We start from the raw sequence: 14,084 nt of genomic DNA on the forward strand, positions 1-14,084 counted from the left end.
CCGGCCGGCGCCGTTGTGGCTCGTGCCACGCCGGTGGCAGTGTGACGGACGGGGCGGGGAAGTCGGCGGTGGCCCGTGGGGCGGGCACCGGGTCGGGTCTGGAGAGGGGTTGTGACATGGTGACGCGCATCACCCTGGTCGAGGGTGACATCACGGCGCAGCAGGTGGACGTGGTGGTGAACGCCGCCAATTCCTCGTTGTTGGGTGGCGGCGGGGTGGACGGGGCGATCCACCGCCGGGGCGGACCGCGGATTCTGGCGGAGTGCCGCGAGCTGCGGGCCTCACAGTACGGGCGGGGGCTGGCCACCGGGCGGGCGGTAGCGACCACGGCCGGTGATCTCCCGGCCCGCTGGGTGGTGCACACCGTGGGGCCGGTCCATCTGGCGGACGAGTACGAGGAACGGGCGGAGCTGCTGGCCTCCTGCTACCGCGAGTCGCTCCGGGTGGCGGCGGAGCTGGGCGCGCGCACGGTGGCCTTCCCGGCCGTGTCGGCCGGGGTCTACGGGTGGCCGCCGGCTGATGCGGCCAGGATCGGGCTCCGGACCGTCGCGGCGGTGGTGGCGGAGCGCGAGGACGGGCCGGAGGAAGTGCGGTTCGTGTTGTTCGGGGCGGAGATGTACGACGTCTTCGCCGGGGTCGGACGGGAGCTGGGGCTGACGGGGCGGGAGTGAGGTGCTGACCGGGTGTCCCCATGGTGGCGTGACGGGGCGTCAACACGCCAGAGATATTCGATAACTCGTTCGAGTGAATCCGTGGACTCGCTCGCGGGCGCCCGGTCGGCCGGGGCCGGGGCCGCCGTCGGCAGGAGAGGCTTCGGCGGCTTCGGCGGCCGGGCCCGGCGCGAAAGGCCCGGCGCGAGGGGCCCGGCGGTCACGGAGCCAGGGCCGTCCAGGGCAGGGTGACCTCGCCCTGCCGCCACCGGCCGCGCGCGTCCACCAGTGGCCAGGCCCCGGCCAGCGCGGTGCAGGCGGCCACCCAGCGCTGCCGGGCGCCGAACGCCCCGTAGGGCGCGGCCGCGGCCCAGGCGCGGTCGAAGTCGCGGAGGAACGCGTGCACCGGCTGGCCCGGCACGTTGTGGTGGATCAGCGCCTTCGGCAGCCGTTCGGCCAGGTCGGACGGCCGCTCGAGGCCGCCCAGCCGGGCCGCGAAGGTGACCGTCCTGGGCCCCTCCGGGCCGAGCGCCACCCAGACGTGCCGGCGGCCGATCTCGTCGCAGGTGCCCTCGACCAGCAGCCCGTCCGGGGACAGCCGGGAGCGCAGCCGCTCCCAGACCGAGGCCACCTGGGACTCGTCGTACTGGCGCAGCACATTGGCGGCCCGGATCAGCTGGGCGGACCCGCCGCCGTCCAGCGGGACCTCGAAGCCGCCGCGCCGGAAGGTCAGCAGCGGCGGCACCGCGTACGGCAGCGCAGCGGCGACCCGGGCCGGTTCGATCTCGATCCCGACCACCCGGACGTCCGGCCGTACCGTCCGCAGCCTCCCGGACAGCTCGACCGCCGTCCACGGGGCGGCGCCGTACCCGAGGTCGACGGCGGTCGGCGGGCGGTCGGCGGACCGCAGCGCGGGCCCGAGCGTGTGGGCGATCCAGCGGTCCATCCGCCGCAGCCGGTTGGTGTTGGTGGTGCCGCGGGTCACGGTGCCCACCGGCCGCCGGACCGGTCCGCGGGCGGGCGCGGGCGCGGAATCGAAGGAGGAGGCGGCCATGTCCCTCAGGGTACGGGCCCGGCGGGGGCCGGACGGCGGGCCCGTCCCGGGCGGGCCCGCGCTGCCCGCATGCGGTACCGCGGGTCGCCCCCGGGGCGGGCCCCGAGCACACCCGCGACGGTGCCGGGAGGGTGCCGGGACCGGGCCTCCGGGCACCGGCCCCGGCCGGCGCGGGCCATCTCGTCCGGCGACCCGGGAATGCCGGTCGCCGATCGCGTGGTTGGCAGACTGGTGGTGATGTGTGCCCGGACGGGGCGGCAGGCCGGCGCGCGCCCCCGGGGCGGGTGTCCCGGCCGGGCGCTGTGGGCGGCGGCGCACACACCGGAACAGCACACACCGGAACAGCCGGCAGCAGGCAGGGGCTGCGAGGCGGGCAGCACACGAGGAGGCTTCAGCCAGGTGATCCAGCACCCCGTCCGTTCGGTACGCCGTGCCCAGCCGGCCACGCCCGCGCGCGGCCGGCTCCAGTCGCTCGTGCAGGCCGGCCGGCGCCGCCCGCGCCGGATAGCGATGCTCAGTGTCCACACCTCCCCGCTGCACCAGCCGGGCACGGGCGACGCGGGCGGCATGAACGTCTACATCGTGGAGCTGGCGAAGCGCCTGGCCGCGCTCAACATCGAGGTCGAGGTCTTCACCCGGTCGATCTGCTCGGACGACGAGCCGACCGTGGAGCTGGCCCCGGGCGTGCTGGTGCGGCACGTCACGGCCGGCCCGTACGAGGGCCTGGTCAAGGAGGACCTGCCGGCCCAGCTGTGCGCCTTCACCCACGGGGTGCTGCGCACCGAGGCCGGCCACCGGCCCGGGCACTACGACCTGGTCCACTCGCACTACTGGCTCTCCGGCCAGGTCGGCTGGCTGGCCGCGCAGCGCTGGGGCGTCCCGCTGGTGCACACCATGCACACCATGGCGAAGGTGAAGAACGCGGCGCTGGCCGAGGGCGACACCCCCGAGCCGGCGGCCCGGGTGATCGGCGAGACCCAGGTGGTGGAGGCGGCCGACCGGCTGATCGCCAACACCACCGAGGAGGCCGCCGAGCTGGCCCGCTTCTACGCCGCCCGCCCCGAGCAGCTGGCCGTGGTCCACCCGGGCGTCAACCTGGACGTCTTCCGCCCCGGCGGGGCCGGTGCCCCGGGCACGGCGGAGGCCCGCCGCGCCGCCCGGGCCGGGCTGGGGCTGCCCGCCGACGCGGCGGTGCTGCTCTTCGCCGGCCGGATCCAGCCGCTGAAGGCCCCGGACGTGCTGCTGCGCGCGGTGGCGGTGCTGCTGGAGCGGCGTCCCGAGCTGCGTGAGCGGCTGGTGGTGCCGGTGGTCGGCGGTCCGTCCGGCACCGGCCTGGCCCGTCCGGAGAGCCTGCACAAGCTGGCCGCCCAGCTGGGCATCGGTGACGTGGTGCGCTTCCACCCGCCGGTCGGCCAGGCGATGCTCGCCGAGTGGTACCGGGCCGCGACCGCGCTGGTGATGCCCTCGTACAGCGAGTCCTTCGGGCTGGTCGCGCTGGAGGCGCAGGCCTGCGGCACGCCGGTGGTCGCGGCCGCGGTGGGCGGCCTGCCGGTCGCCGTCCGGGACGGGGTGACGGGCACCCTGGTGCACGGCCACGACCCGGCGGACTGGTCGCGGGCGCTGGAGCCGTACGTGGTCGACCCGGAGCTGGTGGTCCGGCGGGGCGGTGCGGCGGCGCGGCACGCGGCGGGCTTCGGCTGGGACACCGCGGCCGCGACCACCGCCGAGGTGTACGCCGGCACCCTGGCCCGTCCGTCCGGCCGGCTGACCGGGGCCCGCAGGCTGCTCGCCTGAGCGGCCGGGGCGCGGGCGGCGGACCCGGCCGCCCGGCGCCGGCCCCGGACCGGTGGGTGCTGCTGCGCGCGGCCGTACTCCCGAGTAACGTCAGTCCCATGGCATTCCGCACCAAGGACGAGGCCCTGACCCTCCTGCGCACCGCCCTGGACGAGGCCGGGGTGGCCTGGGAGCCGGCCGCCGCCGACCCGTACACCGTGGTGGCGACCCTCCCGGGCACCCGGAAGCTGAGCACCACCTGTGCGCTGCGGATCGGTGACCACACCCTCTCGGTCAACGCCTTCGTGGTCCGGCGTCCGGACGAGAACCACGAGGCCGTCTACCGCTGGCTGCTGGAGCGCAACACCCGTCTCTACGGCGTGGCGTACGCGGTCGACCGGCTCGGGGACGTCTACCTGGCGGGCCGGCTGCCGCTGGAGGCGCTGACCCCGGACACCGTGGACCGGCTGCTGGGCACGGTGCTGGAGAACGCCGACGAGCCGTTCAACACCCTGCTGGAGCTGGGCTTCGCCACCGCGATCCGGCGGGAGTGGGAGTGGCGCACCAAGCGCGGGGAGTCGACCCGCAATCTGTCCGCCTTCGCCCACCTGGCCGGTCCGGTCCCGGACCCCGTCGCGGCGGCGCCCGCCGCCGAGTAGCGGGCTGCGACGGCCGGGCCGGAGGGTAGGGCCGGAGCCGCGGGCCGGAGGTGCGGGTCCGGCGGGCGCCGGGCGGGCCGGAAGGCTCAGCCCCCGGTCGCGGCCCGCTCCGGCTCGGCACTCGCCGCCGGGACCACCCGCGCCGTTCCCGTGCCCGCCGTTCCCGTGGCCGCTGATCCCGTGGCCGTGCCCGCCGTTCCCGTCCCCACCACGTCCGACTTCGCCAGCGCCGCCCCCGGCCGTCGGCCGAGCAGGACGTACCCGCCCGCGGCGACCGTGCCGAGCACCGCGCAAGCCCCCCACATCACTCCGCTGCCGGCCCGCTCCAGCAGCACCCCGCCCGCGGCCGGCCCGAGGAACGAGGCGAGCGACCAGGAGAGCGAGTACACGCCCTGGTAGCGCCCGCGGGCCTCGGCCGGCGACAGCTCGGCGACCAGGCCCATCATGGTCGGCGCGTTCAGGATCTCGCCGAGCGTCCAGACCGCGACGGTGAAGGCGTAGAACCACGCCGAGGAGCCGGCCAGTGCGGTCAGGCCGAAGCCCCAGCCGATGAACAGCGCGCTGGCGACGAGCAGCGCCGTCCGGTCCCGGTTCTCCATCCACCGGGTGACCGGGATCTGGAGCACCACGATGAGCAGGCCGTTGAGGCCGATCACCAGGCCGTACTGGGTGGCGGTGATGCCGGCCCGGCCCATGTCCACGGCCAGCGTGGTGGAGCCCTGCTGCGCGACCAGGGCGAGCAGCAGGTTGAGCACCACCACCGCCATGAAGCGGGCGTCCCGGAAGACCGCGGCGAGGCCGATCGCCGGCCGCGTCCTCGGGCCGTCCGCGGTCGCGGCGGGCGTGTCCGGCCTGGTCTCGGGGATGCGGACGAAGATCACCACCGCGCAGACCACCGTGGAGAGCGCGTCCAGCAGGAAGAGCGTGAGGTAGCCGTGGGTGGCGATCAGGCCCGCCGCCGCCGCGGAGAGGCCGAAGCCGATGTTGATCGCCCAGTAGTTCAGCGCGAAGGCGCGGACCCGGTCCTCGGCGGGCACGATGTCCGCGATGATCGCCGAGGTGGCGGGCCGGGTCGCGTTGTTGCAGAAGCCGACCAGGAAGGCGACCACCGCGATGGCCACCTGGCCGTCGGTGAAGCCGAGCACCGCGGTGAACAGCGCGGTGCCGAGCTGCGCGGCGACCAGCGTCGGCCGCCGTCCGATCCGGTCGCTCAGCACCCCGGCGACGAGCGAGGCGACCGCCGAGCCCAGGCCGAACAGCGAGGCGACCAGCCCCGCGTAGGAGGCCGAGTAGCCCCGCTCGGTGGTCAAGTAGAGTGCGAGAAAGGTGACCACGAACGCGCCCAGCTTGTTGATCAGGGTGCTGGTCCAGAGCCACCAGAACTGCCGCGGCAGTCCGCTCATGGCTTCGGTGACGGCTCCGACCACGCGGGCCGGAACGAAAACGGGCATGTGGGGGCTCCCGGGCAGGCGGCCGACCGCCGGGCACGCGGGCAGGACCGCTCGGCGGAAAGGTAAGTGTCACTGATGCGATGCACACCTTACCTGTCGGGGGGTCCGCCCACCAGGGGTTTTATCGGGCTCCACTAAGCTGGGCGCCATGGCTGACACGACGTACCGACTCATCCTGCTCCGCCACGGCGAGAGCGAGTGGAACCAGAAGAACCTGTTCACCGGTTGGGTCGACGTCGACCTCAACGAGAAGGGCGAGAAGGAGGCCGCGCGCGGCGGCGAGCTGCTCGCCGCCGAGGGCTACCTCCCGGACGTCCTGCACACCTCGCTGCTGCGCCGGGCGATCCGCACCTCGCAGATCGCCCTGGACAAGGCCGACCGCCACTGGATCCCGGTCAGCCGCAGCTGGCGCCTGAACGAGCGCCACTACGGTGCGCTCCAGGGCAAGGACAAGGCCCAGACCCTGGCGGAGTTCGGCGAGGAGCAGTTCCAGCTCTGGCGCCGTTCGTACGACACCCCGCCGCCGGTGCTGGCCGACGACTCCGAGTACTCGCAGGCCGGCGACGCCCGTTACGCCGGGATCCCGAGCGAGCTGCGCCCGCGCACCGAGTGCCTCCAGGACGTCGTCGAGCGGATGCTGCCGTACTGGTACGACGCCATCGTCCCGGACCTCGCCGCTGGCCGGACGGTGCTGGTCACCGCCCACGGCAACAGCCTGCGCGCGCTGGTCAAGCACCTCGACGGCATCTCCGACGCCGACATCGCGGGCCTGAACATCCCGACCGGCATCCCGCTGGTCTACGAGCTGGACGCCGACTTCAAGCCCACCGTGCCCGGCGGCCGCTACCTCGACCCGGACGCGGCCGCCGCCGCGATCGAGGCGGTCAAGAACCAGGGCAAGAAGTAAGCCGCTTGCCGGAACGGCCCCCGCCTGCGCATTCTGCGCCGGTGGGGGCCGTCGTCGTTCCGGGCCCCCGCCCCGTCGTCGTGGGAGGGGCCTTCGCCTCCAACCTCCTTGTGGTGAGGGGGAGTTCGGCGCAACGCAAAAGTGGTTCAGACCATTGACGCCTTCGGCGGGCGCTCCTACCGTGTGAGCAGCCACCCGGCGCAGGCATGCCAAGCCCCCACGCGCGCGTGTCCGCGCTCGGCGCACTCTCCATCCACCCCCACGGAGGAGCACCATGCGCACACGTCATGTCGTCGGAGCCGTGATCGCCGCCCTGTCGGTGCCGGTCGCGGTCGCCCTGCCGGCCCAGTCGCACGGCTACATCAGTACTCCGCCCAGCCGGGCCGCGCTGTGCGCGGCGGGCACCGTGCAGAACTGCGGCGCGATCCAGTGGGAGCCGCAGAGCGTCGAGGGGCCGAAGGGCTTCCCGAGCAGAGGCCCGGCCGACGGCGCGATCTGCGCCGGCGGCAACAGCCGGTTCGCCGAACTGGACGACCCGCGCGGCGGGAACTGGCCGACCACCGCCGTCTCGGCGGGTCAGCGGCTCACCTTCACCTGGAAGTTCACCGCCCGGCACGCCACGACCGGCTTCAAGTACTACCTGACCAAGGCGGGCTACGACGCCACCCAGAAGGTCACCCGGGCCAACCTGGAGTCGACCCCGTTCCTGAACGTCCCCTACAACGGCACGCAGGTGCCCAGCACCCTCAGCCACACCGCGACCCTGCCGAGCGGCAGGACCGGGCACCAGGTGGTGGTCGCGGTCTGGGAGATCGCGGACACCGGCAACGCCTTCTACTCCTGCACCGACGTCAGGTTCTGACGCCGGTCGTTCCGGTGGACCCCGTCGGCGTCCCGGCGGTGAGGAGTCCGGGGCGTGCGGCCGTCTCCCACGGCGGTCGCGCGCCCCGGAGCTCCGCGGCGGTACCGGGGACGGGGCCGGCGGAGCGGCCGGGCCGGACGCCTCTCAGTGGCCGCAGCAGCCGCCGTCGACCCCGCCGCACTGGCAGGGCGCGCCGGACTGGCAGCCGCAGCCGCAGCCCGGACCGCAGCCGCATCCGGCGGCGAGGACGGGGAGCAGCCCGGGGGCGGGCGGTTCCACGGTGTCGGGAGCCGATGCCGGGCCGGTCGGGTTTGCCTTCATCGCGCGGACCCCTCCTTCTGACGGGCACGCTTCGGTGCCCACGGGATCGAGTGAAACCGCCGACCGGAGGAGGCGTCAACGGGCGCGCGGTGGTGGGGAGTCCACGCTCGCGTGCTTCCCCACCACCCTCGGCCGGGGTTTACCCGTTCCCGGGGCCGGGTGCCGTCCGGGACAGGAGTCCGGGACGGCATCCGGCGGGAGGTCAGTCGAGCTGGGCCGCGGCCTCGGAGGCGGCGACGAACTCGTCCACGTGCTCGCCGGTCACCAGGTACACCACGCGCTTGGCGACCGAGACCGCGTGGTCGGCGAAGCGCTCGTAGTAGCGGCCGACCAGGGTGACGTCCACCGCGGTCTCGATGCCGTGGTGCCAGCGCTCGTCGATGAGGTGCGCGAACAGCTCACGGTGCAGCGCGTCGATCGCGTCGTCGTCCTGCTCCAGCTCGAGCGCCTTGTCGACGTCCTTGGTGGCGATCACCAGGCCGGCCTTGGCCACCAGTCGCTGGGCGAGCTGGCCCAGCTCCAGGACGGTCGAGTGCAGGTCGGCCGGGACGGCGCACTCGGGGTAGCGCAGCCGCGCGACCTTGGCGACGTGGCGGGCGAGGTCGCCGCAGCGCTCCAGGTCGGCGCTCATCCGCAGCGAGGTGACGACGATGCGCAGGTCGGTGGCGACCGGCTGCTGGCGGGCGAGCAGGTCGATCGCCCGGTTCTCCAGCTCGTGGTGCAGGTCGTTGACCTTGCCGTCGGCGGCGATCACGCTCTCCGCCAGCGCCAGGTCCGCGTCGAGGAGGGCGGTGGTGGCCCGCCCCAGGGCGGAACCGACCAGCCGGGCCATCTCGACCAGGCTGTCGCCGATCGAGTCGAGTTCCTCGTGGTACGCGTCGCGCATTGTTCTCTCCTCAGTAGCTGTGTCGGTGGCGGTGCCGACCGGTCACCCGGTGCGGCCGTCCGAACGGCGCACCGGCGACCGCTGCTGGTGGCGCGCATCGTACGCGCGCACCCGGGGTGGCGGACGGCTGTTCGGCCGGGCCACCCGTCCCACACGGGCTCCGGCGCCCACTCTGGGCCGTCCGGGCGACCGCGCACGGCCCCTCCGGTGAATCGGCAGCTACCTGAAGGTGAATTCTCGGCAACGCGTGGTCGATCCCTTGACCTGGCCCTGGGGGAGCGGCCGCATCGTGCGCTTAGGCTGGCGCTATGGACGTGAACGTGGCCGCCGCCGCTGCCTGCGCCATAGCCGGGCTCGGCGTCGGCCTCACGGCCTCGATCGCTTTCCGCTGGAGCGAGCGCGAGCAGGCGAAGGGCAGGAACAGCGGCAGCAACCGGAATCAGGGCCTCGGCCCCGCGCAGGAACCCCCGCTCCCGCCGGGTGTCGACACGGTCCTCTCCGTGCTGCGCTCCTGCGCGATCGTGCTCGGCGAGGGCGACGAGGTGGTCAAGGCCAGCTCGGCGGCCTACGCGATGGGACTGGTCCGCGGTGGCGCGGTCGCCCTGGACCAGCTGCTCGCGCTGGCCAGGGGCACCCGCCGGGACGGCGAGATCCGGCAGATCGAGCTGGAGCTGCCCCGTCCGGGCGCGGCGCGGGCCGCCGAACCGCTGGCGGTCTCGGTCCGGGTCGCCCCGCTGGGCTCCCGGCTGGTCCTGGTGCTGGTCGAGGACCAGACCGAGCGCCGCCGGGTGGAGGCCGTCCGCCGGGACTTCGTGGCCAATGTCAGCCACGAGCTCAAGACCCCGGTCGGCGCCCTCTCGCTGCTCTCCGAGGCGGTCGCCGACGCCGCCGACGACCCGGAGGCGGTGCAGCGCTTCGCCGGGCGGATGCAGATCGAGGCGACCAGGCTGGCCAGCCTGGTCCAGGAGATCATCGACCTGTCCCGGGTCCAGGACGACCGGCTGATGGTCGACCCGGAGCCGGTCGCGGTGGACGAACTGATCGCCGAGGCGATCGACCGTTGCCGCCAGCAGGCCGCCGCCAAGCAGATCCTGATCGCAGCCGGCGGCATCGCCGGCCTCTACCTGCACGGAAACCGGGGGCAGCTGGCCGCCGCGCTCGGCAACCTGGTCGAGAACGCCGTCAACTACAGCCCGCCCCGGACCAGGGTGGCGATCGCCACCCGCCGGATCTCCAGCGCCGCCGCCCTGGGCGAGGCGGACGGCGAACTCATCGAGATCTCCGTGACCGACCAGGGCATCGGCATCTCGGAGAAGGACCGCGAGCGGGTCTTCGAACGGTTCTACCGGGTGGACCCGGCGCGCTCCCGGCAGACCGGCGGCACCGGTCTCGGCCTCTCCATCGTCAAGCACGTGGCCGCCTCCCACGGCGGTACCGTCTCGGTGTGGAGCGTCGAGGGCCAGGGCTCCACCTTCACCCTCCGCCTGCCCGCAGGGCAGGCCCCCGTGGACCGCCCCCTGGTGGGCGGATCCCCGCACTCCCTGTCAGAAACAACTCCCCAGCTTGCCCCGGAGGCCTGATCGTGACCCGAGTACTGGTGGTCGAGGACGAGGAGTCGTTCAGCGACGCCCTCTCGTACATGCTCCGCAAGGAAGGCTTCGAGGTGGCCATCGCCGCCACCGGCCCCGACGCCCTGGAGCAGTTCGAACGCAACGGCGCCGACCTCGTCCTGCTCGACCTGATGCTGCCGGGACTGCCCGGCACCGAGGTCTGCCGCCAGCTCCGCGTCCGCTCCAACGTCCCGGTGATCATGGTCACCGCCAAGGACAGCGAGATCGACAAGGTGGTCGGGCTGGAAATAGGCGCGGACGACTACGTCACCAAGCCCTACTCCACCCGTGAGCTGGTCGCCCGGATCCGCGCGGTGCTGCGCCGCCGCGGCGAGAACGAGGGCCCCGGCGACGGCGGCGGCCCGGGTGCGCTCGAGGCCGGCCCGGTCCGGATGGACGTCGACCGGCACGTGGTGACCGTGGACGGCGCCAAGGTGGACCTCCCGCTCAAGGAGTTCGACCTGCTGGAGATGCTGCTGCGCAACGCCGGCCGGGTGCTCACCCGGATGCAGCTGATCGACCGGGTCTGGGGCGCGGACTACGTCGGCGACACCAAGACGCTGGACGTCCACGTCAAGCGCCTGCGCGCGAAGATCGAGCCGGACCCGGGCGCTCCGCGCTACCTGGTCACGGTGCGTGGCCTCGGCTACAAGTTCGAGCCGTAGACCGAACGGCCGGCCTCGCGGGCCGGTCCGAAGCACGGGCGAACGCCCCCTCCGGATCCTTCCGGAGGGGGCGTTCGTCCTGCCCGGTCCCGGGCGCGGGTCACCCGGTTCCGGGCGCGGGTCACCCGGTCCCGGGTGCGCGTCCCGCGGGCGCGCGCCCGGAACCGCGGCCGTGACTCAGTGGGCGGCCGGCGCGGTGGTAGCCGTGGCCGGAGCGGCCGGGGTGGTGGCGCCGGTGGCCTTCGGCGGCACGGCCGCCGGGGCGGTGGTCGGGCCGTAGCCCTTGTAGAGGCCCTTGTTCGGGCTGACCTGGGCCGTGGCGTCGACCTTGTCGTGGTTCTTGAACCCGAACGAGGCCGGCACGTAGCCGCCCACGCTCACGGTGGTGGAGGCGACCTTGGCGGTCGGGCTGCCCGGGCCGCCGAGCAGCAGCGCGCCGCCGGCCGGGACGACGACGGCGGGCAGCGCGGCGCCCTTCTCGTCGACGAAGGAGGCGGCCGCCCCGTCGCCGACGGTGATGGACTGCAGCTCGATCGGCTCGGTCCCGCTGTTGCTGATGTTCACCGTCACGTTGGCGGGGCCGGTGTGCTCGCCGGAGGACTCGTCCCCGGTGACCACGACGATGTTGTTCAGGCGGATGTCGGTGCCCAGGGTCGCCGACGCGTTGTCGGGCTTGACCTCCAGGGTGGCCGGGGTGTTCCCGGCGGCACAGGAGGACAGCGAGGCGATGGCGAGGGCGGCGATGGCGGCGATGCTGCCGCGTCGAAGGCTGCGGCTCACGGCGGCGGCTTCTCCTAGGTCACGTGTCGATAGGTCAGGTTCAGATTATCGACCACGCTTATGCCGTCCTCACGGGGTGGTCCCTTCGGGTCACGATCCGCCCGCCCGGACGTCCGGACGGCGGCATGTCCGCGTGTCCAGGTCAATCATCGACCAAGATCGGATCACGATCGGGAAACGGCCCGATAAACGGTGAAAACCCAAGATCAAATCATGGTTCCGGGAGTGTTGCCAGAGGTTTCGGCGGGCAGCGGAACCGCCTCCGACCTGCGGGAAGCCCTCCTCGAACACCGGTCGCAGCACGTCATGGGGGTGCTTGTCAAGCCCCGAGACCGGCCCTGACCTGCGAAAACGCCCTTCGGGTGCGCCGAAAAGCGTGTTATTCTGGAAAGCCACGGAAGGGGTCCTGTCACATGACGTTCAAGGTTGGCGACACGGTGGTCTACCCCCATCACGGGGCCGCGCTGATCGAGGCCATCGAAATTCGCCAGATCAAAGGTGTGGACAAGACCTACCTGGTGCTCAAGGTGCAGCAGGGAGACCTGACGCTCCGCGTGCCCGCCGAGAACGCGGAGTTCGTCGGCGTGCGCGATGTGGTCGGCCAGGAGGGTCTGGACCGGGTCTTCGAGGTGCTTCGCGCACCGTACACCGAAGAGCCGACCAACTGGTCCCGTCGCTACAAGGCGAATCTCGAGAAGCTCGCCTCGGGTGACGTTATCAAGGTCGCCGAGGTTGTGCGCGACCTCTGGCGTCGCGAGCGCGAGCGCGGCCTCTCCGCCGGAGAGAAGCGCATGCTCGCCAAGGCGCGCCAGATCCTCGTCAGCGAGCTCGCGCTGGCGGAGAACACCAACGAGGACAAGGCGGAGACGCTGCTCGACGAGGTGCTCGCCTCGTAGCGGCCGTCCGCTCCACAACGCTCACAGCGCCCGATGCCGGCGCGCCGCCCACCGGACCGACGGTCCGAGGGTGGTGCAGTGGCACTTCGGGCGCTGAGGCGTGTCCGGACGACGCCCCGCACCCGGCGGCCCGGTGGGCCTCGGGTCTGCATGACCGTTTCTGCTGATCTTGCGGGCGGAGGACGGTGGTGCTTCGGAAGGGGTCCACGCCCGTCGTGCACGCCATGGCCATACCCACTTCGCCGAAGGAGTGAAACCTGAACGCCACAGGAGCAATCGCAGCAGCAGTGGTTCCCGCCGCCGGCCGCGGCGAGCGACTGGGACCCGGCGCCCCCAAGGCCCTGCGTGACCTGGGCGGCGTGCCGCTCCTGGTGCACGCGGTCCGGGCGCTGACCCGCAGCCGGGCCGTCGGCCTGGTCGTGGTCGCGGCCCCCGCCGACGGCGTGGCCGAGGTGGTCGCACTGCTCGACAGCCACGGCCTGGAGGACAAGGACATCCGGGTGGTGGCCGGCGGCGACACCCGCCAGGAGTCGGTCCGGCTGGGACTGGCCGCCATCCCGGCCGAGGTCGGGATCGTGCTGGTGCACGACGCGGCCCGGCCGCTGGTCCCGGTCGAGGTGGTGGACGCGGTCGCGGCCGCCGTCCGGGCCGGGGCCGAGGCGGTGGTGCCGGCGGTGCCGCTGGCCGACACCGTCAAGCGGGTCGAGCCCGTCCGGGGCGGGCCCGAGCCGGTGCTCGACACGCCCGACCGGGCCACCCTGCGCGCGGTGCAGACCCCGCAGGGCTTCCGCCGGGACACCCTGGCGGAGGTGCACGCCAAGGCGCTGGCCGAGGAGTCGGCGGGGGCCGGGGGCGACCTGCCGCCGGTCACCGACGACGCCGGGCTGGTGGAGCGCTTCGGCGGCCGGGTGGTCGTGGTGCCCGGTCACGAGGAGGCCTTCAAGGTGACCCGTCCGCTGGACCTCGTCCTCGCCGAGGCCGTACTCGCCCGCCGGAGGGCCGCCGATGCCTACTGAACCGCACGCCCCCGTACTGCCCCGGGTGGGCATCGGCACCGATGTGCACGCCTTCGAGCCCGGCCGCCCGCTGTGGGTGGCCGGGCTGGAGTGGCCGGACGCCGAGGTCGGCCTGGCCGGGCACTCGGACGCCGACGTGGCCGCGCACGCGGCCTGCGACGCGCTGTTCTCGGCCGCCGGGATCGGTGACCTGGGCGCGCACTTCGGCACCGACCGCCCGGAGTGGGCCGGCGCGTCCGGGGTGAAGCTGCTCGCGGAGGCGGCCCGGCTGGTGCGCGAGGCCGGGTTCGAGATCGGCAACGTGGCGATCCAGGTGATCGGGATCCGGCCGAAGATCGGCAAGCGCCGGGCGGAGGCGCAGGCCGCGCTCGGCGCCGCGGTCGGCGCCCCGGTCTCGGTCTCCGGCACCACCACGGACGGACTCGGTCTCACCGGCCGGGCCGAGGGTCTCGCCGCGATCGCCACCGCCCTGGTGTACGAACGGCGTTGACCTGTCCGGCGGCCCGCCGCCCGTCGGCGGCGGTGGCCCGGTGTCCGGCCGGGGCGCCCGCAGC

Annotated in this window: 15 protein-coding genes; 10 read left to right on the top strand and 5 right to left on the bottom strand. The window is 73.8% G+C overall.

Features of this window, described 5'->3' with window-relative positions:
* Window positions 1–119: 119 nt before the first annotated feature.
* Window positions 120–671, top strand: a complete 552-nt coding sequence (locus tag BLU95_RS22000) for an O-acetyl-ADP-ribose deacetylase (RefSeq protein ID WP_093865043.1) — start codon at window positions 120–122, stop codon at window positions 669–671.
* A 199-nt stretch (window positions 672–870) separates the two neighbouring features.
* Here the strand turns inward: BLU95_RS22000 and BLU95_RS22005 are convergent, their stop codons facing one another.
* On the bottom strand, window positions 871–1,704 hold the full coding sequence (locus tag BLU95_RS22005; RefSeq protein ID WP_093861538.1) for a class I SAM-dependent methyltransferase: 834 nt from the start codon (window positions 1,702–1,704) through the stop codon (window positions 871–873).
* Window positions 1,705–2,106: 402 nt separating this feature from the next.
* Here BLU95_RS22005 and mshA point away from each other — a divergent pair, with 402 nt between their 5' ends.
* Together mshA and BLU95_RS22015 are read left to right on the top strand one after the other, a co-directional pair.
* A complete protein-coding gene (gene mshA, locus BLU95_RS22010; RefSeq protein ID WP_400751330.1) occupies window positions 2,107–3,498 on the top strand; it encodes a D-inositol-3-phosphate glycosyltransferase in 1,392 nt (463 codons plus the stop codon).
* A 98-nt stretch (window positions 3,499–3,596) separates the two neighbouring features.
* Window positions 3,597–4,136: a type III secretion system chaperone family protein gene (locus tag BLU95_RS22015; protein ID WP_093861540.1), complete on the top strand. Its 540-nt coding sequence runs from the start codon at window positions 3,597–3,599 to the stop codon at window positions 4,134–4,136.
* An 86-nt stretch (window positions 4,137–4,222) separates the two neighbouring features.
* Here the strand turns inward: BLU95_RS22015 and BLU95_RS22020 are convergent, their stop codons facing one another.
* Entirely contained in the window at window positions 4,223–5,587 is a 1,365-nt protein-coding gene (locus BLU95_RS22020) for an MDR family MFS transporter (RefSeq protein WP_093861541.1), read from the bottom strand.
* Window positions 5,588–5,735: 148 nt separating this feature from the next.
* Here BLU95_RS22020 and BLU95_RS22025 point away from each other — a divergent pair, with 148 nt between their 5' ends.
* Both BLU95_RS22025 and BLU95_RS22030 read left to right on the top strand, forming a co-directional pair.
* Window positions 5,736–6,494 carry a phosphoglyceromutase gene (locus tag BLU95_RS22025; protein ID WP_093861542.1) on the top strand — a complete coding sequence of 253 codons (759 nt, stop codon included), beginning with the start codon at window positions 5,736–5,738 and terminating at the stop codon, window positions 6,492–6,494.
* A 274-nt stretch (window positions 6,495–6,768) separates the two neighbouring features.
* Complete coding sequence (locus tag BLU95_RS22030; RefSeq protein ID WP_093861543.1) at window positions 6,769–7,356, top strand: lytic polysaccharide monooxygenase auxiliary activity family 9 protein; 588 nt, start codon at window positions 6,769–6,771, stop codon at window positions 7,354–7,356.
* A gap of 144 nt (window positions 7,357–7,500) precedes the next feature.
* Here BLU95_RS22030 and BLU95_RS42405 read toward each other — a convergent pair whose 3' ends face one another.
* Both BLU95_RS42405 and phoU read right to left on the bottom strand, forming a co-directional pair.
* Window positions 7,501–7,677, bottom strand: a complete 177-nt coding sequence (locus tag BLU95_RS42405) for a hypothetical protein (protein ID WP_159424970.1) — start codon at window positions 7,675–7,677, stop codon at window positions 7,501–7,503.
* A gap of 202 nt (window positions 7,678–7,879) precedes the next feature.
* On the bottom strand, window positions 7,880–8,563 hold the full coding sequence (gene phoU, locus BLU95_RS22035; protein WP_093861544.1) for a phosphate signaling complex protein PhoU: 684 nt from the start codon (window positions 8,561–8,563) through the stop codon (window positions 7,880–7,882).
* A gap of 308 nt (window positions 8,564–8,871) precedes the next feature.
* Between phoU and phoR the strand changes: the two genes are divergently transcribed.
* Window positions 8,872–10,143: a two-component system sensor histidine kinase PhoR gene (gene phoR, locus BLU95_RS22040; protein WP_093861545.1), complete on the top strand. Its 1,272-nt coding sequence runs from the start codon at window positions 8,872–8,874 to the stop codon at window positions 10,141–10,143.
* A 2-nt stretch (window positions 10,144–10,145) separates the two neighbouring features.
* On the top strand, window positions 10,146–10,838 hold the full coding sequence (phoP, locus tag BLU95_RS22045) for a two-component system response regulator PhoP (protein ID WP_030305055.1): 693 nt from the start codon (window positions 10,146–10,148) through the stop codon (window positions 10,836–10,838).
* Between the two features lie 177 nt (window positions 10,839–11,015).
* Here the strand turns inward: phoP and BLU95_RS22050 are convergent, their stop codons facing one another.
* Entirely contained in the window at window positions 11,016–11,618 is a 603-nt protein-coding gene (locus tag BLU95_RS22050; RefSeq protein ID WP_093861546.1) for a hypothetical protein, read from the bottom strand.
* Between the two features lie 413 nt (window positions 11,619–12,031).
* Here BLU95_RS22050 and BLU95_RS22060 point away from each other — a divergent pair, with 413 nt between their 5' ends.
* The 3 genes from BLU95_RS22060 to ispF all read left to right on the top strand — a co-directional run bounded on the left by BLU95_RS22060 (window position 12,032) and on the right by ispF (window position 14,020).
* Window positions 12,032–12,514 (top strand): CarD family transcriptional regulator, encoded by a 483-nt coding sequence (locus BLU95_RS22060; RefSeq protein ID WP_030244332.1) that lies wholly within the window; start codon window positions 12,032–12,034, stop codon window positions 12,512–12,514.
* 257 nt (window positions 12,515–12,771) lie between these two features.
* On the top strand, window positions 12,772–13,530 hold the full coding sequence (gene ispD, locus BLU95_RS22065) for a 2-C-methyl-D-erythritol 4-phosphate cytidylyltransferase (protein WP_231978817.1): 759 nt from the start codon (window positions 12,772–12,774) through the stop codon (window positions 13,528–13,530).
* Complete coding sequence (ispF, locus tag BLU95_RS22070; protein WP_093861548.1) at window positions 13,520–14,020, top strand: 2-C-methyl-D-erythritol 2,4-cyclodiphosphate synthase; 501 nt, start codon at window positions 13,520–13,522, stop codon at window positions 14,018–14,020. The genes ispD and ispF overlap by 11 nt, the downstream gene beginning before the upstream one ends.
* The last annotated feature ends 64 nt before the right edge of the window (window positions 14,021–14,084 follow it).

The sequence above is a fragment of the Streptomyces sp. TLI_053 genome (assembly GCF_900105395.1).
Classification (GTDB): Bacteria; Actinomycetota; Actinomycetes; order Streptomycetales; family Streptomycetaceae; genus Kitasatospora.